The organism is Ruegeria sp. BE3 (genome assembly GCF_056538865.1).
On record NZ_JBQFTW010000007.1, the window covers coordinates 31,030 to 51,242 of the forward strand.

Annotated in this window: 22 protein-coding genes; 13 read left to right on the forward strand and 9 right to left on the reverse strand. The window is 57.7% G+C overall.

The window, feature by feature from the left end:
- The first annotated feature begins 33 nt into the window (after positions 1 to 33).
- The gene (gene rnr / locus ACR0AZ_RS15585; protein WP_480667831.1) at positions 34 to 2,292 is read left to right on the forward strand and encodes a ribonuclease R; all 2,259 of its coding nucleotides are present in this window, start codon (positions 34 to 36) and stop codon (positions 2,290 to 2,292) included.
- On the opposite strand, the gene ACR0AZ_RS15590 is transcribed toward rnr, so the two are convergent.
- Both ACR0AZ_RS15590 and ACR0AZ_RS15595 read right to left on the reverse strand, forming a co-directional pair.
- Entirely contained in the window at positions 2,283 to 2,669 is a 387-nt protein-coding gene (locus ACR0AZ_RS15590) for a DUF1801 domain-containing protein (RefSeq protein ID WP_480667832.1), read from the reverse strand. The two genes, rnr and ACR0AZ_RS15590, sit on opposite strands and share 10 nt — an antisense overlap.
- Entirely contained in the window at positions 2,666 to 3,361 is a 696-nt protein-coding gene (locus ACR0AZ_RS15595) for a glutathione S-transferase family protein (RefSeq protein WP_480667833.1), read from the reverse strand. The genes ACR0AZ_RS15590 and ACR0AZ_RS15595 overlap by 4 nt, the downstream gene beginning before the upstream one ends.
- A gap of 83 nt (positions 3,362 to 3,444) precedes the next feature.
- On the opposite strand from ACR0AZ_RS15595, the gene ACR0AZ_RS15600 reads away from it, so the two are divergent.
- Entirely contained in the window at positions 3,445 to 4,158 is a 714-nt protein-coding gene (locus ACR0AZ_RS15600) for a helix-turn-helix transcriptional regulator (RefSeq protein ID WP_480667834.1), read from the forward strand.
- A 63-nt stretch (positions 4,159 to 4,221) separates the two neighbouring features.
- Positions 4,222 to 5,538 carry a lytic murein transglycosylase gene (locus tag ACR0AZ_RS15605; RefSeq protein ID WP_480471687.1) on the forward strand — a complete coding sequence of 439 codons (1,317 nt, stop codon included), beginning with the start codon at positions 4,222 to 4,224 and terminating at the stop codon, positions 5,536 to 5,538.
- 73 nt (positions 5,539 to 5,611) lie between these two features.
- Here the strand turns inward: ACR0AZ_RS15605 and ACR0AZ_RS15610 are convergent, their stop codons facing one another.
- Genes ACR0AZ_RS15610 through fliK form a run of 3 tightly spaced genes read right to left on the reverse strand, consistent with a single transcriptional unit; the run spans position 5,612 to position 8,416 of the window.
- Positions 5,612 to 6,568: a phosphotransferase gene (locus ACR0AZ_RS15610; protein WP_480667835.1), complete on the reverse strand. Its 957-nt coding sequence runs from the start codon at positions 6,566 to 6,568 to the stop codon at positions 5,612 to 5,614.
- A complete protein-coding gene (locus tag ACR0AZ_RS15615; protein WP_480471689.1) occupies positions 6,534 to 7,193 on the reverse strand; it encodes a flagellar hook capping FlgD N-terminal domain-containing protein in 660 nt (219 codons plus the stop codon). Before ACR0AZ_RS15615 ends, ACR0AZ_RS15610 begins: the two co-directional genes overlap by 35 nt.
- A gap of 2 nt (positions 7,194 to 7,195) precedes the next feature.
- On the reverse strand, positions 7,196 to 8,416 hold the full coding sequence (gene fliK / locus ACR0AZ_RS15620; protein ID WP_480667836.1) for a flagellar hook-length control protein FliK: 1,221 nt from the start codon (positions 8,414 to 8,416) through the stop codon (positions 7,196 to 7,198).
- 111 nt (positions 8,417 to 8,527) lie between these two features.
- On the opposite strand from fliK, the gene ACR0AZ_RS15625 reads away from it, so the two are divergent.
- The 6 genes from ACR0AZ_RS15625 (at position 8,528) to ACR0AZ_RS15650 (ending at position 12,241) form a co-directional block, all read left to right on the forward strand.
- The gene (locus ACR0AZ_RS15625; RefSeq protein WP_480471691.1) at positions 8,528 to 8,800 is read left to right on the forward strand and encodes a rod-binding protein; all 273 of its coding nucleotides are present in this window, start codon (positions 8,528 to 8,530) and stop codon (positions 8,798 to 8,800) included.
- A complete protein-coding gene (locus ACR0AZ_RS15630) occupies positions 8,793 to 9,140 on the forward strand; it encodes a flagellar biosynthesis protein FlgN (RefSeq protein WP_480471692.1) in 348 nt (115 codons plus the stop codon). The genes ACR0AZ_RS15625 and ACR0AZ_RS15630 overlap by 8 nt, the downstream gene beginning before the upstream one ends.
- A 208-nt stretch (positions 9,141 to 9,348) precedes the next feature.
- Complete coding sequence (locus ACR0AZ_RS15635) at positions 9,349 to 10,599, forward strand: flagellin N-terminal helical domain-containing protein (protein WP_480667837.1); 1,251 nt, start codon at positions 9,349 to 9,351, stop codon at positions 10,597 to 10,599.
- 75 nt (positions 10,600 to 10,674) lie between these two features.
- Positions 10,675 to 11,049 (forward strand): flagellar biosynthesis regulator FlaF, encoded by a 375-nt coding sequence (gene flaF, locus ACR0AZ_RS15640; protein ID WP_480471694.1) that lies wholly within the window; start codon positions 10,675 to 10,677, stop codon positions 11,047 to 11,049.
- The gene (flbT, locus tag ACR0AZ_RS15645; RefSeq protein WP_480471695.1) at positions 11,049 to 11,450 is read left to right on the forward strand and encodes a flagellar biosynthesis repressor FlbT; all 402 of its coding nucleotides are present in this window, start codon (positions 11,049 to 11,051) and stop codon (positions 11,448 to 11,450) included. Before flaF ends, flbT begins: the two co-directional genes overlap by 1 nt.
- Positions 11,447 to 12,241 carry a DUF1217 domain-containing protein gene (locus ACR0AZ_RS15650; protein ID WP_480667838.1) on the forward strand — a complete coding sequence of 265 codons (795 nt, stop codon included), beginning with the start codon at positions 11,447 to 11,449 and terminating at the stop codon, positions 12,239 to 12,241. The genes flbT and ACR0AZ_RS15650 overlap by 4 nt, the downstream gene beginning before the upstream one ends.
- A 17-nt stretch (positions 12,242 to 12,258) precedes the next feature.
- Here the strand turns inward: ACR0AZ_RS15650 and ACR0AZ_RS15655 are convergent, their stop codons facing one another.
- From ACR0AZ_RS15655 to ACR0AZ_RS15665, 3 genes are all read right to left on the reverse strand, one after another.
- Positions 12,259 to 13,830 (reverse strand): DUF427 domain-containing protein, encoded by a 1,572-nt coding sequence (locus ACR0AZ_RS15655; RefSeq protein WP_480667839.1) that lies wholly within the window; start codon positions 13,828 to 13,830, stop codon positions 12,259 to 12,261.
- A 90-nt stretch (positions 13,831 to 13,920) separates the two neighbouring features.
- On the reverse strand, positions 13,921 to 14,622 hold the full coding sequence (locus ACR0AZ_RS15660; protein ID WP_480471698.1) for a winged helix-turn-helix domain-containing protein: 702 nt from the start codon (positions 14,620 to 14,622) through the stop codon (positions 13,921 to 13,923).
- Positions 14,594 to 14,881: a hypothetical protein gene (locus tag ACR0AZ_RS15665; protein ID WP_480471699.1), complete on the reverse strand. Its 288-nt coding sequence runs from the start codon at positions 14,879 to 14,881 to the stop codon at positions 14,594 to 14,596. Before ACR0AZ_RS15665 ends, ACR0AZ_RS15660 begins: the two co-directional genes overlap by 29 nt.
- Positions 14,882 to 15,056: 175 nt before the next feature.
- On the opposite strand from ACR0AZ_RS15665, the gene ACR0AZ_RS15670 reads away from it, so the two are divergent.
- The 4 genes from ACR0AZ_RS15670 to ACR0AZ_RS15685 all read left to right on the forward strand — a co-directional run bounded on the left by ACR0AZ_RS15670 (position 15,057) and on the right by ACR0AZ_RS15685 (position 18,983).
- Positions 15,057 to 15,518 (forward strand): hypothetical protein, encoded by a 462-nt coding sequence (locus tag ACR0AZ_RS15670; RefSeq protein WP_480471700.1) that lies wholly within the window; start codon positions 15,057 to 15,059, stop codon positions 15,516 to 15,518.
- 114 nt (positions 15,519 to 15,632) lie between these two features.
- Positions 15,633 to 16,250, forward strand: a complete 618-nt coding sequence (locus ACR0AZ_RS15675) for a ribonuclease HII (protein ID WP_480667840.1) — start codon at positions 15,633 to 15,635, stop codon at positions 16,248 to 16,250.
- Positions 16,251 to 16,355: 105 nt separating this feature from the next.
- Positions 16,356 to 17,459, forward strand: a complete 1,104-nt coding sequence (locus ACR0AZ_RS15680; protein WP_480471702.1) for a DNA methyltransferase — start codon at positions 16,356 to 16,358, stop codon at positions 17,457 to 17,459.
- A gap of 141 nt (positions 17,460 to 17,600) precedes the next feature.
- Positions 17,601 to 18,983 (forward strand): adenylate/guanylate cyclase domain-containing protein, encoded by a 1,383-nt coding sequence (locus tag ACR0AZ_RS15685; protein WP_480471703.1) that lies wholly within the window; start codon positions 17,601 to 17,603, stop codon positions 18,981 to 18,983.
- A 79-nt stretch (positions 18,984 to 19,062) separates the two neighbouring features.
- Here the strand turns inward: ACR0AZ_RS15685 and ACR0AZ_RS15690 are convergent, their stop codons facing one another.
- On the reverse strand, positions 19,063 to 20,196 hold the full coding sequence (locus ACR0AZ_RS15690; protein WP_480471704.1) for an alkane 1-monooxygenase: 1,134 nt from the start codon (positions 20,194 to 20,196) through the stop codon (positions 19,063 to 19,065).
- Between the last annotated feature and the right edge of the window lie 17 nt (positions 20,197 to 20,213).

Below are 20,213 nucleotides of genomic sequence, written 5' to 3' on the forward strand. Positions count from 1 at the left end.
GACGCGGTCGCAAACGCATGATAGGCCGAAAGTATGACTCGCATTCCCTCCAAGCAGGAGGTCCTGGACTGGATCTCGGCGAACCCTACCCTGACCTCGAAGCGCGATATCGCCAAGGCTTTTGGCATCAAGGGCGCAGATCGGATTGATCTGAAGCGTATCCTCAAGGAACTTGAGGCCGAGGGGCACCTGGAAAAGCGCAAGCGCAGCTACCGTGACCCGGATCGTTTGCCACCCGTGAGTGTCCTGCAGGTCAAGGCCTCGAACGCCGACGGGGACTTGTTTGCCCGTCCGCTGGAATGGCATGGCGAGGGAGTCGAACCCATCGTGCTGATCATCGCCCGCGCCAGTGACCCGGCGCTGGGTGAGGGCGACCGGATTCTGGCCCGCCTGACGGTGGTGCATGAGGAAGACCACAATTATGAGGCGCGCCTGATACGTCGCATCGGAACCAACCCGCGCAAGATCGTCGGTATCTTTCGCAAGGGGGCCGAAGGCGGTCGGATCGTGCCCATCGACAAGGCTGGTCAGACCGAATGGCTGGTTGCAGACGGTGCCGTTCTGGGGGCCAAGGACGGAGAGCTGGTCGAGGCCGAACAGGCCGGGCCGAAGAACCGCATGGGGCTGCCCCGCGCACGGATCGTGGAACGGCTGGGGGACCCCACTGCTCCCAAGGCAGTCTCGCTGATCGCCATTCACCAACACGGCATTCCAGACGATTTCCCTGACAAGGTGATTGAGGAAGCCGACAAGGCCAAACCTGTCGGCCTTAAGGCGCGTGAGGACCTGCGGGATATGCCGCTGCTGACCATCGACCCCTCGGATGCGCGCGATCATGACGACGCTTGCTATGCCCATGCGGACGATGATCCCAAGAACCCCGGCGGCCATGTGATCTGGGTCGCCATCGCCGATGTCGCCGCCTATGTGCAGCCCGGTACTGCGCTGGATCGCGAGGCGCGTAAACGAGGCAACTCCAGTTATTTCCCCGACCGCGTGGTGCCGATGCTGCCGGATCGTCTGTCGGGTGATCTGTGCTCGCTACACGAAGGTGTACCGCGCGCCTGTATCGCCGTGCGCATGCAGATCGACGCGGACGGCAACAAGATCGGGCACCGGTTCGTGCGGGGTCTGATGCGTTCTGCTGCCTCGCTGAACTACGCCGAAGTGCAGGAGGCCATTGACGGCACTCCCAATGACCGCACCGGACCTCTGTTAGAGACGGTTCTGAAGCCGCTCTATGCCGCTTATACGGCGCTAAAGAAGGCACGTGCTGCACGGCAGCCATTGGAATTGGACCTGCCCGAACGCAAGATTGTGCTGAGCGACACAGGCGAGGTGACCAGCGTAGCGTTCCGCGACCGTCTGGATGCGCATAAGCTGATCGAGGAATTCATGATCCTCGCCAATGTCGCCGCTGCCGAGACCTTGATCGCCAAACGCCGCCCGCTGCTGTTTCGCGTGCACGAAGAACCTGCGCCCGAGAAGCTGGAAAGCCTCAGGGAAACCGCTCAGGCGGCAGGTTTGAACCTTGCCAAAGGTCAGGTGCTGCAGACCAGACACTTGAACGCGTTGCTAAACGCCGCCGCCGGGACTGAGGACGCGGAACTGATCAACCTGACGACCCTGCGGTCGATGGCACAGGCCTATTACAATCCTGAGAATTTCGGCCATTTCGGGCTGGCGCTGCGGAACTATGCGCATTTCACCTCGCCCATCCGGCGCTATGCTGATCTGATCGTGCACCGCGCGCTGATCTCGGCCCATGGCTGGGGCAAGGACGGGCTGACCGAGGACGAAATTGCGCGGCTGGACGAAACGGCCACCCATATCTCGGACACCGAGCGCCGCTCGATGATGGCCGAGCGGGATACGACCGATCGCTATCTGGCGGCCTATCTCAGTGAACGGGTGGGCAACGAGTTCACCGGTCGCATCAGCGGCATCGCCCGGTTCGGGGCCTTCGTGAAGATGGATGAAACCGGTGCGGATGGGCTGGTGCCCGTGCGCTCGCTGGGGCGTGAGTTCTTCCACTTTGACCGAGAGGCCGGAACCTTGATGGGTTCGGATACCGGTCTGATCATCGCCATCGGCCAGCGTGTCACAGTGCGGCTGACCGAAGCGACCCCGGTGACGGGCGGGCTGGAGCTGGAGTTGCTGTCGATCGACGACCAGGCTCTTCCGCGCGGGCGTGGTCCGGCCAAACGCGGCGCGCGGCGCAAGGCAGTCAGCACCAAGCGCAAGAAGGACAAGATTAAGCGCAAGGTCGAACGCAAACGCCGTCAGAGGTGATAAGTCAGCGCCCGTGCAATCAGCCAGCCATGGCGTGTCGGGTCGATTTGGTCCGGGTTGTCGAACAAGATGGCCCGGTTGCCGTCGATCCGATCCTCGCCCGGAAAGGCTGACGTAAAATCGCCCATCAACCTGCTCTGGCAATGTACGAACAAGGCAAACGATGCCGATTTGTGCCCGCCCAGCCGGATCGTTGATCCTTTTGGTGCCAGATAGGCGGGCTGGCCCCAGCGCAGTGCCTCTTGCAGCGGCTGGGCGCCCGATAGGGACGCGGCAGTTTCGAAGATAAGCGTGCGCAGAGCCAACGCACCCGCGCGGGTGTCCTCTGGTAGCGCATCAAAAGCGGCGGCCACTTTGGGGTCTTCAAACGGCGTCATAAGGGGATCGCCTGTTCCATCCGGTCCACATAACTGTTCAGCAGCTTATCCTGTTTGATCCTGCGGGTCAGCGGTGTATCGGCAGGCGTGGCCCGCATTGCCGCGAGCATGGGGCCGAGGCTCATGTCCGCCGAGGTCGGCGTGTCGCTCACCAGATAAGGTGACTGCCACAGATAGGTCGAGATCGCCTCGAGATCACGCTCCAGCCTGTCTTGCTGCTCAGCCGGTGAAAAGCGGGACACGCCTTGAAAGGACAACCCCTTGAGGACCGACTTGCGGATCGAATTTGACACGGGCTTGCGGATCAGTGCCGGGATCGTGGCAAAAAACGTATTGCGCAGGATCGGCCAGACCTGATCGTTGGCCCAGCGATCCTGTACGATGTGAAAATACAGATGCTCTTCCGCCAGCCGGATCAATGCGCGGGACTGAGCCTTTTGCATGCCGCTAAGGCCGGTGTCGAAATCGGCCCCCTGTGCCTCAAGCCAGTCACGGATCAGATCGCTGTCGGGCACCAGACGCTCGGGCGTGCGCAGTACCGGCAGTTTCTGATGCGGCATCTTGCGGGGGTCCAGCATGTCGGACCGCCTCCAGCGCAGGCCCGAGCGTTGCAACATCAGCGCGGTTTTCACGCAGAACGGACTGGCGCTAAACTGGCCAAAGGCAGAGGGGAAGGTAAGCAGGGTCAGCATCGTGATCTCCATCTTGCGGGTTGAGTGATGGATACGCTGCCCTAATGACAGATATTGTCATTAGGGTTAGATTAACTTTCAACATGTCTCGTACCGCTCGCCTGTTCCAATTGATGCAAGCCTTACGTTCTGGCCCATCGCCCAGAACATCCGTCCAGTTGGCGCAGGATCTGGGCGTCTCCGCGCGCACTATCCATCGCGATATCGACGCTTTGCGCGCCTTGGGCGCGGTGATTGACGGAGAGGCCGGGTTCGGATTCACCCTGATCGAAGATGCCACTCTACCACCGCTGGGGTTCACCAATGATGAGCTTGAAGCGCTTGTTCTGGGACTGCGCGAGGTACAGTTGATCGGTGACCCGGCGCTGTCGGATGCGGCCAGCGAGGCGCTGCGCAAGTTACAGGGGCGCCTGCCACCGCGGCAGTCGCATCGGTTAAGCCATGCCGTTCTGACCGCCACGCGGTTTGACCGGCCTGCAGCGCCCACGATCGAAGTTGCCGCCCTGCGTCAGGCCGCATGGGATGAGCGCGCGGTCGAATTTGCCTATACCGATGCCAAGGGTGATGACACCCGTCGCCGGGTCAATCCGCTGAGCATCGTGTACATGGATCGCGCCAGTGTTCTGCTCAGCTGGTGCCATTTGCGGCAGGATTTTCGGGTCTTTCGGTTGGACCGGATGCAAGAGATGACCGTGACCGAAGAAAGCTTTCGGCCCAATCGTGTGCCTCTGTTGCGCGAGGCTATTGCGCGCATCCGCGCCCAACACGAGGCACAAGAGCGCGAGCCAGGGTCCTGAGCGCTTTGTGAAACGCCTCTTTTGCGCTATCATCTTCCGCGAGCAGTAATCAGGAAAAACGGAATGCATAAATGCATAGGTGGCGTCATGACCGCCGCATTATGGGCATCCATCGTGCAGGCGGATATATCAGACAAATCAATACGGCCTTTGGCCCGACCTCAGGTCGAAAACGTGCAGCTGGCCTCGGCGGATGTGACGATTTCCATCCGTCCCGTGGTGCGGCCAGAGGCGAAGGCATATCCCGTGTCGGCTGAAGGCAACGCGCGGTTTCAGGCATGGTTGGGTGCGTTTCGCGAACGAGCGATGGCGCAAGGTATTTCAGCCGCAACGCTGGATCGGGCGTTGGCAGGGCTCAGCTATGACAAGGATGTCATACGGCGCGATCGCAATCAGGCCGAGTTTTCCAAGCCGATCTGGGAATATCTGGATACTGCCGTCTCGGACACGCGAGTTGCGAATGGTCGCGCAGGGCTGGAACGGCACCGGGACGCTCTGACCCGGATTGAGGCACGATATGGCGTTGAAAAAGAGGTCGTGACCGCAATCTGGGGTCTGGAAACCTCGTTCGGGTCCTATCGCGGCAGCAATCAGACCATCCAGTCACTGGCGACACTGGCTTTCGATGCGCGGCGCGCGAAGTTCTTTGAAACACAGCTGATCGCGGCCCTGCAGATCGTACAAGCTGGAGATGTTCATCCGAGAATTATGGTTGGCAGCTGGGCCGGGGCGATGGGGCATACGCAGTTCATGCCGACATCATTTTTGGACTATGCGGTTGATTTCGACGCAGATGGTCGACGCGACATCTGGTCGGATGATCCGACCGATGCGCTGGCCTCGACCGCTGCCTATCTTGCGCGGCATGGTTGGATCAAGGGGCAGCCCTGGGGCGTCGAGGTTCGGCTGCCGGAGGGTTTCGACTACCAGCTTGCCCGACGCGATCATAAATTGATGCCATCAGAATGGGCCGAATTGGGTGTCTTGTCCCGGAACGGCAGCGCTGTGCCGGATCATGGCCCAGCATCAATCCTACTGCCTGCTGGGGGGCGTGGGGTCGCCTTGATGATCTTCGACAATTTCAAAGTGATCGAGGCCTACAATGGGGCCGACGCCTATGTGATCGGCATAGGCCATCTGTCCGACAGGCTGGCGGGCAGCACGCCGTTTCAAGCCGGTTGGCCACGCGGTGACAGGGTGCTGAGCTTTACCGAGCGCAAAGAGCTGCAACAGCGCCTGACTCAGGCCGGGTTTGACACGAAGGGCGTTGACGGTCGCACGGGGCCGAACACGATCAATGCCGTCCGCGCCTTCCAACTGGCGCAGGGATTGGTGCCGGATGGCTATCCGTCGCTCAGTTTGTTGGAACGGATGCGTTGAAGGATCGGGTGGCCTGTCCGGGGCCGCCCGATCGCTCAGGATACGATAGTCAGACGGGGCTAGTTTTGCGACGCTACAGAAGCGCGACTTCCAAATCATATCCTGCTTGGTAGTCCGGGGCTCCATTCTCAACCCGCCAAAGGCAGTAGGTTGCCATGCGCCAAGCATACCATGGTCGCAGTGCCTCGTAGCGTTGAGTGATATCCGGATCTCCGTATGCAATAAGAAAGCGGTTTGTTTCAGCTTCTGTCAAAGTTTGTCCACGATAAATCTGCTGCATCGCGGGGGACAGAAACATTGCCAGATCCTCGCTAGGGTCACCCAACGCGGGACACTGCCAGTCGATCAGGGTCAACCCGTTTTTGGTCTGCAAGATGTTACCAGCGACCGGATCGCCGTGAATCAGGCATCTGCTTGATAGCGGTGGGACTTGGCGCTGAGGTCGCCGATGAAGCAAACGGTTTGCATTCTCAGTCTTGCACAGAGCCAATATCGCTTGCGTGTGCTTGTCCAGATCATCACTGCCATTGCAGCCCAAGGGAACATCCAGCTCGACGGGCCGTAAATGCACCTGCCGCAATAACTGCGCGACGTTTTCGACCCCGTCAGACCACGGCGCGCCCGGGGCATGGTCATAGTAGACCCAGTTTGATCGCCCAAACGAGCCGGTTGCGCGCAGTTTTGGCACGAAGCCGGTGTCACTTAGCGCTTGCAGACAGGCCGCTTCGAGCTTCGCGTCATTGCGAAACAGCGGGTTCTTTTCGTTTGCCCGGTAGAGCTTCAAGACCGTGCCACCGTCATCGGTTCGCACTTTCCAAACCTGATTGGTTCGGCCACCATAAAGGACCTCGTACCGGACATCCGGTTCGACCAGTTTCCGGGCGTGTAGCTGTTCCACAAGATCGGGCGGTGGTTGAATGTGATTGGACAGGAGCTTTACCAGTTCTTCGGGCGAGTCGTACTTCGCCAAGCTTTGGCGCGCTCTGATGATCAGATCAAGCGCCTGTGCGGATTTGTCGGACCGTTTCAACCGCTACTTTGGCCCCACTATTCAGAGTCAGCATGATGGCCCCATCGCCAATCTGCGCCTCAACCACGCGGCTGAATACCGAGGCGGACACGCTGCTCAATCTCTTGCCATCCTTGAAGCTTTCGAGCGTGGCCGAGTACGCACCAGCGGGCAGGGGGCTGCCGGTGTCATCGACACCAGACCAGTCGAATTCTGTCGCGTCGATTGGCACCGTGATGCGGTCGACAATCTCGCCCTGATCGTTCCGTATGACCAGCTCGGCAGCGTCGGCCGTGGCTTCGGCCTGCGCGAATATGGTGATCGGCTGGTTCTCAAACCGAAATGGGGCGGGGACCTGAACATCCATCCCGACCCAACTGCCAAGCTGTTCGAGATTGACGACCCCCAGCGCTTGGGTCAATGCCGACAAAAGTTCATTGGCTTTGACCTGCTGTTCAACCATGGAAAACTGTGCCAGTTGCGATGCGTATTCCGAGGAATCCAGAGGTTCCAGCGGGTCCTGATTGCGCGCCTGCACTGTCAGCAAGCGAAGAAATGTCTCAAAGTCTGAGGTCAACGCCGAGCTTTGCGCGCTATTGGTCGTAACTGAAGTTGGTGTGGTCGCTGAGTTTGTGGGATTGATCATGGTCAGAGTCTCATATCAAGGCCCCGATCGGGGTCGATCCGTATAGGGCGTACCGTGGTTTCTACACCGCCGGTCGCTTCACTGGTGTTTGAAGTCTGCTCAAATTCTGGTCGTGCACGCTCAGGCGGTGCGTCGCCGGAGGTTCCGAGATCCAGCGACAGGCCACCATATCCCAACCTTTCGAATTCAGCAGATAAAATCGCGACGTGGCGGCGCATGAGATCGAGCGTCTCGGGCCTTTCGGCCAGAATTACCAGATGCATTCCGTCATCACGTCCGTTGAGCGTGATTGATACACGTCCAAGTTCTTCGGGGTTGAGAGCGATTTCTACTGCGCCTGAGCCGGGTTTCGCGGAAATGACAGCCGCCATCTGACCAGCAATCAACCGTGCCGTTTCGGGCCGTGCAGGCAAAGATGACAAGTAAGAAATGCCGTCACGCTGGATTTGTCCTGCTGCGGTTTCTCTCAAGGCGGACAAATCCTGCGGTTCGGTTTCAATCTCAGGACCAGTCTTATCCGTGACACCGATCAACGTGGGGATGGCGATCTGGGGCGCAGCAATCGTAGCGGATTTAGAAGCCTGCGCCAGCTGCCTGTCGACCAGATCCGGAGCCGCGAGGTTATGCGCCCCGTGCAGAGGATCATGCTTAAGATTTCTGGCAAGCGCCTCCATGACCGATACGACGTTTTTGGGTTGCGGCGCGGTACTTTGTTCGACTTTCACCTCAATTTCGTTGGTAGGCATCAAACGCGGCTCAACGGCCTGTACGCTGACGACAGGCGATGTCTCTGTTGCTGGTTTGGATTGTAATGCTGTGACTTCATTTACTGAATTTGGAGCAACTGAGGTTAACTCAACCTGTGTCTGGTCGCTGATCGCATCAGTTTCGACCTTTGGTTCTATCGATGTCACGTCACTCTCAACGGGCAATGTATACGATTGGGCCAATTCTTCTATCGAGTGATCCTCTGAGGGCGCATTTCCGACCTGAGGCTCTAATACGGGTGCCGAATATTCGGTTTCCGGAAGTTCAGCTGGCGTAGTCTGATCATCTGTTGCGGCGACCATCGCCTCTTGATCTGCAACCGGGTGCTCGGCCTCTTCATTCATCGCGGCTTCAAAGTCGAGGCCGCTTTTGGGATCTCGATCGCTACTTTGCGAGGTGTCCGGTCCGGTTCCACCACGGGGTGTCACTGTCATCAGTGTCAGCGGGTTGGGCATATTGCTGCGACTCCGTTTGTCTGCGCTGCAGCTTGCCTTCAGGAAGTTACGTTTATTTTAACTGCTTTCGCTTCTGATTGCGAAAGTTCGAAGCAATTTTCGGAGAAACCGATGGCGAATCCAATAGCTGCGCCCGGCGCGGGAAATTTAGCTCTGCCGCAAAAGCTCAAGGCGGCGTCTGTCGAGCTTGAGGCCGCTTTCCTGGCTGAGATGCTGAAATCGGCGGGCCTGGGCGAGGCGCGGAGAAGCTTTGGTGGCGGTGCTGGCGAGGACCAGTTCGCCTCGTTCCTCGTGCAACAACAAGCGCAACAGATGGCACGAGCCGGAGGCATCGGCCTGTCTGAAATCCTGTTCAATGCAATGAGGGAGAAATCAGATGGATAATAATCCGATCAGAGCACTTGAAGAGTTGTTGGATACCGAGCGTGCAGCGCTTGTTCAGGGCAATTTGGAGGCTCTGGACCAGTTGACAACTCAAAAAGAAGACCTGATTGGCGCGATCAACGATCTGCGGGTTTTTGAAACCGAAGATCTGGTCCGTATCCAGAATAAGGTTGAGCGGAATCAAGCTCTGCTGAACAGCGCGGCCGAAGGGATTCGTGCGGTGGCCGACCGGATGTCGGAACTGCGTCGGGTACGACAGGAGTTCAGCACTTATGATGCCTCGGGTCAGCGCAATGGCTATGCCGTTCGCGCATGCGCGAAGCTTGAGAAACGGGCTTAGAAGCTGTTTGATTCAAATCCTTGGTTTTGCAAATGCACATCTTAGCACTCCGTTAGTGGATAGCGGTCAAAGGTTGCGGTGCACCTGATCAGCAGGTGGCGCGCAAGCCACAGGGCACGACGCACAGGTCAGAACGACAGAATGCCTACCGCTTGAGGTGGGAAAGCAGCGGCGCGAAACGCGCCCGAACGTAAAGAGGATGACAAACATGTCCAGCATTCTGACGAACAATGGCGCGATGGTCGCGCTGCAAACCCTGAAATCAGTCAACAAGAACCTGGAAATGACCCAGAACGCGATCTCGACCGGTAAGGATGTCGCGACCGCCAAGGACAATTCGGCCGTCTGGGCGATTTCTAAGGTCATGGAGTCGGATGTAAAGGGTTTCAAGGCGATTAAAGACAGCCTTGCTTTGGGTGAATCGACGGTCGCGGTTGCGCGAAACGCGTCGGAAACCGTGACCGACCTGCTGACGCAAATGAAAGAAAAAATCGTCGCGGCGCAGGAAGACAACGTTGATCGTTCCAAGATCAATGATGATGTTGCCGCACTTCGTGGTCAAATCGCATCTGTTGTGGGGGCCGCGCAGTTCAATGGCCTGAACTTGGTTGACGGCACTGCCGGTACCGTCTCCGTCCTGTCGTCGCTGGATCGTGATAACAGCGGCGCGGTGAATGCGTCTTCGATCTCGGTTGCCAGCCAGGACTTGTCTATCGGTGGCTATACCGCGAAGGGTGTCCTTGCCGGTTCGGACAACGCCACGACAGACAATGACGTCGCCGGTTTCACGCTGAACCGCGCAACGGGCACTGGTGACATCGTCATCGACAGTTCCACTGACAACTTTGAAGTTGGCGACAGCGTATCGATCCGGGTCGGTGATCAAGAGGTGTCTTACACCATTCAAACCAGTGATCTGGATCCGTCCGGTACATATGACGAAAACTATACCGATGCGCTGGTTGCTGTTGGCCTCAAGAACCAGATTGATGCGCTTGGCATCACAGGTCTCGCGGCGGATTATGATTCTTCCGGTGCGCCGAACACCATTTCCTTTGCAACCGGTGCTGCTGCTGCGGGTGCTGACGCCGATCAGGATATTTCCATCTCGGCACAATTTACCAACGCGGGTTCGGGCGGGCTCGGCGCGCTGAGCTCGATCGACGTGTCCACGGATGCGGGTGCAGCCTCTGCGCTGGGCACCATTGAATCGCTGATCGATACCTCGATTGACGCGGCCGCAGCATTTGGTTCTGTGCAAGGTCGTATCGAAACTCAGCAGGATTTTGTGTCCAAGCTGACCGACTCGTTTAAATCGGGCATCGGTTCGTTGGTCGACGCTGATATGGAAGAGACTTCGGCCCGTTTGCAAGCGCTGCAGGTTCAGCAACAGCTGGCGACACAGTCGCTGTCGATCGCGAACCAGGCACCACAGTCCATTCTGTCGCTGTTCCGTTAAACCAGAGCTAACCCGGGGCGCGTATGACGCGCCCCGGATCTGATCGCCCCCGAAGGACAATTGGAAGGATTTCAAGTGACCCCGCAAACGCTGGCCCAACGCGCTTATGGACAATCGACTGCACCAACGCGCACCCCTCGGGATACGGAATACGAGGCGATTTCAAGAATTACTCACCGTCTGAAGGCGGCAGCATCCCGCAAGGCAACAGATTTTGGCGGCTTTGTGCATGCCCTACATGAAAACCGACGGTTGTGGAGCGTACTGGCAACGGAAGTTTCGGATACCGATAATGCGTTGCCGAATGAACTCCGCGCCAGGATATTCTATCTGGCCGAGTTTACGGAACACCACAGCAGCCAAGTTCTGGGCAACAAGGCCGAGGTTGAACCCTTGCTTGAGATCAACATGGCCGTCCTGCGCGGGCTGCGTCAAATGAGGGGCAACTGATGGGCGGGCTGGTTCTGAAACTCGCCCCAAAGGAACGTGTTCTAATCAATGGGGTCGTGATCGAAAACGGGGATCGTCGCAGCCGGTTCTCGATCGTGACGCCAGAAGCCAACGTCTTGCGCTTGCGTGACGCGATTCACCCGGAAGAAGCCAATACTCCGGTGCGTCGGGTCTGCTATGCCGCGCAGCTTGTTCTGTCCGGCGACAGCGAACCGGATCAGGCGCGCCAGCAATTGCTGCGTAGAGTCGAAGAGCTGAGTCAGGTCTTTACCGACGCTGATAGCCGGCGCGTGCTGACGGACGCAACCGAGGCCTTGGTGGCCGAGCAATACTACAGATGTCTCAAGTCGCTCCGGTCTTTGCTGCCACGCGAAGAACGTTTGATGGCCTATCAGCAATGACGTTCCAGCCGGTCATACCGACGGGTGGGCTGGTAGGCTGGCGTTTCCTGCAGCGGACCTATGACGCGCAGTTTCAAAGCTATTCGGCGTCCACCGTGAATGAGAGGGAAACGAATTACTTCCTCGACAATGTTAGCAAGGCGCGTTCAGCCGAAGATCTGGTTTCAGATCGACGGTTGTTACAAGTGGCGCTTGGAGCCTTTGGGCTGGAGCAGGATCTGAACAATCGGTTCTTCATTCAGAAAGTCCTGTCTGATGGTACGCAGGCGGATGATGCGCTTTCCAACCGGTTGGCGGACAACCGGTACCGTGAGCTTGCCAACGCGTTCGGTTTCGGTCCGGGGGATGTGCCAAAGACCAATCTGGTCAATGCAATGCGAAAGGTTGCTGACGATAATCTGATAACTCGTTTCGAGGTCTCGGTTGGTGAGCAGGACGAGACCATGCGCATTGCGTTGTATACTCAGCACGCCTTATCTGACATCGCGGAACGAAGCGGAAGTGAAGATAGAAAGTGGTTTGACCTGATGGGTTTGCCACCATTGCGCAAGATGATGGAGACAGCCCTTGGGTTGCCTTCTGCCTTTGCGCAGCTTGATATCGACAAGCAGCTTGAGGTTTTCAAAGACCGATTGCAGCGCATCACAGGCTCTTCTGATTTGTCTCAATTCACTGATGTGCAGGCAGTTGAAAAGTTGACGGATACCTATCTGGCCCGCAGCCAGATTGCCCAGTTACAGAACACGATCTCGCCCGCGCAGACAGCGTTGATATTGCTGGATGGAGGATGATCAGGCGAAGTTGACCTTTATGCATCCAATATGTCGTCTGCAGGGGTACGCATCGCAAAGGACTTGACGGGTTTGGATACATTATGCAATTTCACGGCCCCCAAAGTGACGGCGTGCTGACAACTCGGTTCTATATCTTGTGACACAACGATTCTGTGGCCGATGGATTTCCCATATTCGCCAAGGCGCGCGGCCACATTGGCGGCTTGCCCGATCACCGTGAAATCCAACCGCTCACGTGACCCAACATTGCCATAGGTCACGCGCCCGTAGGCAACGCCGATCGAACAATCGCAGTAATGATCGCTCTCTTCTTTGCGCAGCTCGGCCAGTTTCTCGACGATTTCGACCGCCGATTGCTGTGCATTTGAACGGGCTTGGGCCGGCTTGTCCCCGGCAGGGAACACGGCCAACACAGCATCGCCGATGAATTTCAGAACTTCTCCGTCATGATCGTGCACGATGCCCGACACGGTTTCGAAAAACGAGTTCAGGATCGTAATATAGTCGCTCCGGCCCAGCGTTTCCTCCAGTGTGGTGGAGTTGCGAAGGTCACAGAACATGATCGCGGCATCGATGTCATCACCGTCACCGCGGCGGATTTCGCCACCCAGCACGCGCGCACCCGTGCGCTTGCCCACATAAGTCTCAAGTAGAACCTGTGCGTTTTCGCGTTGCATGAAGACCTCGTAAAAGCGAGCGATAACTGACGAACATTCGAAAACCAGCCCAAGGTTTTCAGTTGTGAATCCGTTGGGGTGATCGCAGGTCATGGTCAGGACATTCGTCCGCCCATCCGAAAAGGGCAGCGGCATGGCAACGTAATCGGTCGCACCTTTGGCGCGCAAATCTTCGATGATCGGAAAGCTGTTATGCGGATTGTCATCATTCAAGCGCTGACGCACCCCGCCCAGCCCATTCGAGACATGGCGCAAGGGGCTGTTGGTAAAGGCCGGGTGGTCGTGGATCTCATAGCTTGGGGTATGCGTCGAAATTTCGGCCGCGTCTTTTTCCCAGATATAGTGTTTGCCCGCGATCAGCGGGTGCAGCGACCAGACCAGAATGCTGAGGCGCTGAATAGCGATGCCGTGTTCCAGCATCTTCTCGGCCAGCGCTTTGGTAAAGCCGTCGGGGGTGTCGACCTCGGACGCACCGCGCATTAGCCAGTCGATCAAAGGCCCGCTGATATTGCCGTCATCGGGTTGCCGCAGCGTATTGTCGCCAAGGTCGATCCGCGTTGCGGTGTTGGGCATGAAACCGATATGGCCCTGAATAGCCTTGCTTTCGGGCAGGGCGTCCTCATAGGCCCAGATTGAGTTGGTCAGCCGTTCTTCGGGCAGGCTGATGTCGTGATAGGTCGCGGTGCCCTTGAAGGGGCAGAAGGTCTGCAGCTCGGTTTCGGGGCCCAGCTCCACACACAGATCTTCGCGTGGCACATAGATTGCCGGCGGCAGCCGCGTTTCATACATGACCTTGGCGTTGCGGCTTTCGGCCAGAAGGGTTTCACCGCGATAGATTGCAATCCGCCCGCGCAGGGGTTCGACGGAAATCCCATAGCCTTTGGTATTCGGAGTGGCGTGGACGTTCATCTGTAACCTCCCTTGACCAGCCCTTATAGGATGGGTCCTAACAGGCACATTGCCAAGGGGAGGGCGAGAGTTTTTCCGGAGGGTCGCGGCCTAGACCATCTGAATGACGTCTTTTTCAATCGACAGCATGTAGCCTTTCTTGGCGATATTTTTCACCAGAAGCTCACTTACCATTTGATTGCCCAGGGCATCCCGCAGGCGTTTGATCCTGGTGGCGCCTGCCGCTTCATCGCAATCGGAGGCATCCTTGCCCGAGATCATCGCCTCGATCTGCACACCGGACAGAACCTCGTCATCCAACCGGGATTCGGCCAGCACCGACAGGGTTTCCATCGCGGCTGGCGTCAGTTTGAAATCCATGTTGTTGAGGTAGACCGTATTTTCCTCGCGGCTGATCAGGAGTGAGGTCACCTGAATCCCGGTACGCTCGATCTGCGCCATGCGGCGATTGAACAGGACCAGCATTACCAAAAAGACCAATGCCGCGATCAGCATGGCGCTGGCAAAGACCAGCAGTACGAAGATCACCATGCGATAACTGGACAGCGTGTCCGCAAAAGCAGTGCCGGACTGTGCCAGAATTTCAAGCAGTCGGATTTCTGATTGCGAGGTAAGGTCGGCCTCGACAAACAAACGCTCAACCCTTGCGTTGAAGGCATTCGCGTCGGGCAGCGTCCAGAACAGGAATACCGCAGCCGTTACGAGGATCGCAACGATCGCTGCAATCCCCAGCCCAACCAACCGAACCCCCGAACGACGCGCTTCAGTAACGGAGATAGAATTTTCCGGCATTGGCCTTCCTTTGATCCAACCCATCCGCCTCGAACACGGACATGACGTTTAGCAGGGTCCAGCCATTCGACTTCAGCCGTTTTGCGACTTCTTTCTGGGCCGATCCCTTTTTGCAGCTTGAGACCTGCATAACGCCATAGTGCAGCCGCAAGGGATCATCCTGCTTGGCTTTGTAATCGGCATAACAATCTGCCGCTGTGGCCTGCGACCCAACCGATATCAGAGCCGTCAGAACCAAAGAAGAGAGGATCTGTTTCATGGGCTGCATCCTGCGCACGAGTTGTGCGGATATTCAATAACTCAAGGGGTTTGGAGGCCTGATATTGGATAACAACTTGCCGTTATTGCTTGTCTGGACGGGGCGGTCGCAGTGTCGATGCATCAAATACGCGGTCCGATATGGGCCTGCCCCAATATCCGAAAGGACATGAAACATGCACCGGAAGTTTATCGCTCTGATTATTGCCACAGCCATCGCCATTACAGGAGTCTCTGTTTCACAGGCGCGCGCTGCTGATACTCGGGATATCCTCGGCGGGTTGGCGGCGCTCGCCATTCTGGGTGCGGCAGTGAATTACTATCAGGATGAAAAGCGCGAGGAAGAAGAGCGCCGCAAGAAACATAAGCGCAAGAAGGCTTCCAAGAAGAAAAAGCCCCATGTGCGCCCGCTGCCTGATCGTGTCGCGCGCTATAATCTGCCACAGCGCTGCCTGCGCACGTTCAATGCCTATTCGAAAAAACATCCGTTGCTTGGGCCGAACTGCCTCAAGAAACACTACAAATATGCAGATAGCCTGCCCCACCAGTGCAAGGTTGGTTTCTGGAATGGTAAAAAGGTAAAACGGGCATACGAACCCGCTTGCCTGCGCCAGAAAGGATACCGCGTCTTTTACTAGTAACCGGTTTCGAGCAGGAGTGGCGCCAAAGAAGCGTCACGCTGGGAGAGGGTGGCGCAAGCTGCCCTCTTCTTTTTTCTTGCGTCTGCCTTTGAAACGCGATTTGCCACAGGCATGTCGACACCTGATTTTGCACTTGAACAAGCCTTGCTGGCACACGGCTATCTCAGAATTGCCGGTGTGGACGAGGTTGGACGCGGGCCATTAGCTGGCCCTGTCGTTGCCGCTGCGGTGGTTTTGAACCCGGAGGATATTCCCGCAGGGCTGAACGACTCTAAAAAGCTGACTGCCAAGCGCCGCGGCGCACTTGAGGTTGTGCTGCGCGAACGGGCGGATGTGGCCATTGCCGAAGCCTCAGTCGCTGAGATCGACGCGCACAACATCCTACGCGCCTCGCATCTGGCGATGGAGCGCGCGGTGGCGCAGCTGGATCCGGCGCCGGATTTCCTGCTGATTGATGGAAATCTGATTCCGCTCGGATTGGAAATTCCGTCTGAGGCGGTGGTGAAGGGGGATGCACGGTCGGTGTCGATTGCGGCGGCCTCGATCCTTGCCAAGAACTGGCGCGATCGGTTGATGGTGGATTTGGCGCAACAGCACCCGGGCTATGGCTGGGAGGCAAATGCCGGATATCCGACAAAACAGCACCGCGAGGCGCTGCGAAATCTCGGCGTGACCCCACACCATAGACGTTCCTTCAAACCTGTCCACAATATCTTGTATCAAGAGTAAATCGTAAGTCGCTGATTCAAAAAAGAAATTGACGGCGAATCATCTTTGACTCATCCTTGTCTCAACCAAATGAGCGCAAAAGCGCCGTGGAACTGAGGCAGTGATATGACCACAATCAAGACGAAGGGCGCAACCGCGCTCCCTTTAAACACGATCCTATCCGGGGACTGCATCGAGATGATGAACAGTCTGCCCGAGGCGTCGGTTGACCTGATTTTTGCGGACCCGCCGTATAATCTGCAGCTGAAAGGTCAGCTGCATCGGCCCGATAACTCTCAGGTGGATGCGGTCGATGATCACTGGGATCAATTCTCCAGTTTTGGAGCCTATGACCAGTTCACGCGCGAATGGTTGAAGGCAGCGCATCGTCTGCTGAAACCCAACGGTGCGATCTGGGTGATCGGGTCTTATCACAACATCTTCCGCGTCGGATCGGCTTTGCAGGATGCCGGGTACTGGATTCTGAACGACGTGGTGTGGCGCAAGTCGAATCCGATGCCGAACTTCCGCGGCAAGCGATTCACCAACGCGCATGAGACGATGATCTGGGCCTCCAAGCGGGAAGGCGCGAAATACACCTTCAACTATGAGGCGCTGAAAGCGCTGAACGAAGGCGTGCAGATGCGCAGTGACTGGGTTCTGCCGATCTGCACCGGGCATGAACGCCTGAAGGACGAAAACGGAGACAAGGCACATCCGACGCAGAAACCGGAATCCCTGCTGCATCGCGTGCTGATTGGTTCGACCAATCCGGGTGACGTGGTGCTGGACCCATTCTTCGGCACTGGTACCACCGGAGCTGTCGCCAAGATGCTGGGACGTGAATTCATCGGAATAGAGCGTGAGGAAAGCTATCGCAAGGTGGCCGAGAAGCGTATCGCCAAGGTCCGTAAATTTGACCGCGAGGCGTTGGAGGTCAGCGCCAGCAAACGCGCCGAGCCGCGCGTGCCCTTCGGCCAGTTGGTTGAACGCGGCATGCTGCGCCCGGGTGAAGAGCTCTATTCCATGAACCAGCGACATAAGGCCAAGGTTCGGGCTGACGGTACGCTGGTGGGCGACAACGTCAAAGGTTCGATCCACCAGGTCGGGGCGCATCTGGAAAATGCGCCGTCTTGCAACGGCTGGACCTATTGGTGTTTCAAACGTGATGGCAAGACGGTTCCGATTGATGTTCTGCGTCAGCAGATCCGGGCCGAGATGCACAACTGATATTGCAAATACCGCCGGTGCCTGTGGCCTGACACAAGGCACTAAGCCTTGCCCCGCCGAAGCTACGGCGGGGTCTTTTGTTTTCTCATAAACAGTGGTTGCATGGGGCAGCCTCTATACGTCGCAAGAAAGATCACGGCCATGACCGAGACCACCGTGCGCAGACCTCGCAGCCTGTTTTTCACGCAACCCGACACGTTCGATCTGAACAACAAATACACCGAAGCCACCCTCGAACGACACAAGCGCGAGGGACTGGAACTGGCCGTGCGTGCCCGCTGGGTGGCGATGGGGCTTACGGGGCTGCTGCTGATCTACCTCAATCCGCAATGGGAGGTGATGTGGTATCATTTCATCCTGCTGCTGATCTGCGCCAATGGCTGGCTGATCCAGCGCGCAGGTCGGGTCGGGCAATCCCGGACCGAGTTGCTTTTGATCTTCGTGGACCTGCTGATCATGACGCTGGGCATGATCATTCCCAACCCGTTCAGCGATGATGTGCGGCCTTTGGCGATGCAGTACCGGTTCGATAATTTTCAGTATTTCTTCATCATCCTGGCCGCAGGCACGTTGGCCTATTCCTGGCGCACGGTGATCGCCATTGGAACCTGGACCGCGGGAATGTGGACGGCGGGCTGGATCATCGCCTGGTGGGTGGCAACGCCAATTCCGGGAATCAGCGAGAGGGTGGCAGAAGCGTTGTCGGGCTATCCGGATGTGGCCGAGTTCATGGACCCGAACAGTTTCATGCCGACCATGCGCATCCAGCAGGTAATCGTGTTCGTCATGGTTGCCGTCACGCTCGGTATCTCGATGCGTCGCCTCAATCGCTTATTGATGAGCAATGCCGGGTTAGAGCGTGAGCGGGCCAATCTGTCGCGTTATTTCTCGCCCAATGTTGTGGATGAGCTGAGCCAGAACGATGAGCCTTTGAAACAGATCCGCAAGGAAGATGTGGCGGTTCTGTTCATCGATATCGTCGGATTTACCAAATACGCGGCGGGGCGTGATCCTTACGAGGTGATCGAGGTCTTGCGCGGCTTTCACGCACGGATGGAGACTGAGGTGTTCCGCCATCACGGAACGCTGGACAAGTATCTGGGGGACGGGTTGATGGCGACTTTTGGCACGCCGGTGCCAACGCCCTTGGATGCGAGCAACGCGCTGGGCTGTGCGCGTGCGATGGTTGGGGTGATCGACCGCTGGAACATGGATCGCCGTCGGGCCGGAGAACCGGAAATCCATGTTGGGATCGGAGTGCACTTTGGCTCTGTGGTTTTAGGGGACATTGGCGCAAACCGTCTGGAATTTGCGGTGATCGGAGATGCGGTGAATGTCGCCGCCAAGCTTGAGGCGCTGACCCGCGATTTCCATGCCCGTATCATTGTGAGTGATGCCGTGCGGGCACGGGTTGCGGAAGAAAATCCCTCCGCTCTGGACGCCATGGCCGGCTTTGAAGCCAAGCCACGGCAAGCCGTACGCGGGGTTGAGGCGCCGATGGATATCTGGGTGATGGCAGACTGAGGTCCTCCCGCCCATCAGCGCAGCATCGCAGATGCAGCTCTGACGGTTGGGTCGGGCAGCGCGCGGGCGCGCGCTGTGGTCACGCCCCGGGTCTGGGGTTTTGAGCTTTGTTGTAGGGCAGCCAGTTGGTGATCTCGGGATAGTATTGCCGTCGCCATGCTCGCACGCGGGGGTTCATAACCCGACGCCAGAGGGGCGGGATCATCGCGGTCACGGTCATTACCGGATAGCCATAGGGCAATTGTGGTGCGGTATCCTGTGAATGGTGCTGCAGCAGCGGGAACCGACGATTGGGCTTGTAGTGGTGATCCGAGTGGCGCTGCAGATTGATCAGCAGCCAGTTCGATGCCTTCTGCGAGGCATTCCAGGAATGGCAGGGCCGGACGTGTTCGTATTTACCATCGCCGAGGTATTTGCGGGTCAGGCCGTAGTGCTCGACATAGTTGACCAGTTCGAGTTGCCAGATTGCGGTTCCGGCCTGCAGCAGGAACAAGGCCACGCCGGACCAGCCTCCGACCAACAGGGCCAGAAACAGCATCGCGCCCTGCAACACCCAGTAGCGCCAGAACGGGTTGGCGCGATCACTCCACGGGCGGTCCTTGCGGGCCAGCTTTTCGCGCTCGGTGCGGAAGGCTGAGATCAAGCTTTGACGCAGCACGCGAGGGTAGAAGCGGTGGAACCCTTCGTTATAGAGGGCTGTTACCGGGTCACGTGGGGTGGCGACATAGCGGTGATGGACCAGAAGGTGTTCGGACCTGAAATGGGAATAAAGCACCATGGCCAGAAGGATATCGCCCAGCCAGCGTTCAAGGCGGCCTTTCTGATGCATCAGCTCATGGCTGTAGTTGATCCCGATCGTGCCTGAAATCACGCCCATACCAAAGAAAACGCCGATCTTTTCCAGCGTCGACAGGTCCGCGCGGGTCACGTACCAGATCAGGCCAAACAACGTCAGGAACTGTATCGGAGCCCAAAGCTTGGTCAGCAGGATGTACCAGCGTAACCCGGTTTCGGGCGTGTCAGGGTCGGCGTTTTCGAGGTTCAGCCCGGTCAACTGATCGAGCACGGCAAAGGCCCACCAAGTTGAGAGCGGGACCAGAAGAACCCACCAGCCTCCCGCCAGTGTCGTGGCCCAGATCAGCGGGATCAACAGGATCGAGATCCAGTAGGGAAGGGCGGATTGCCAGCGGGACAGGGTGTCTGGTGCGATCATTTTGGCGCTCGGGTCTG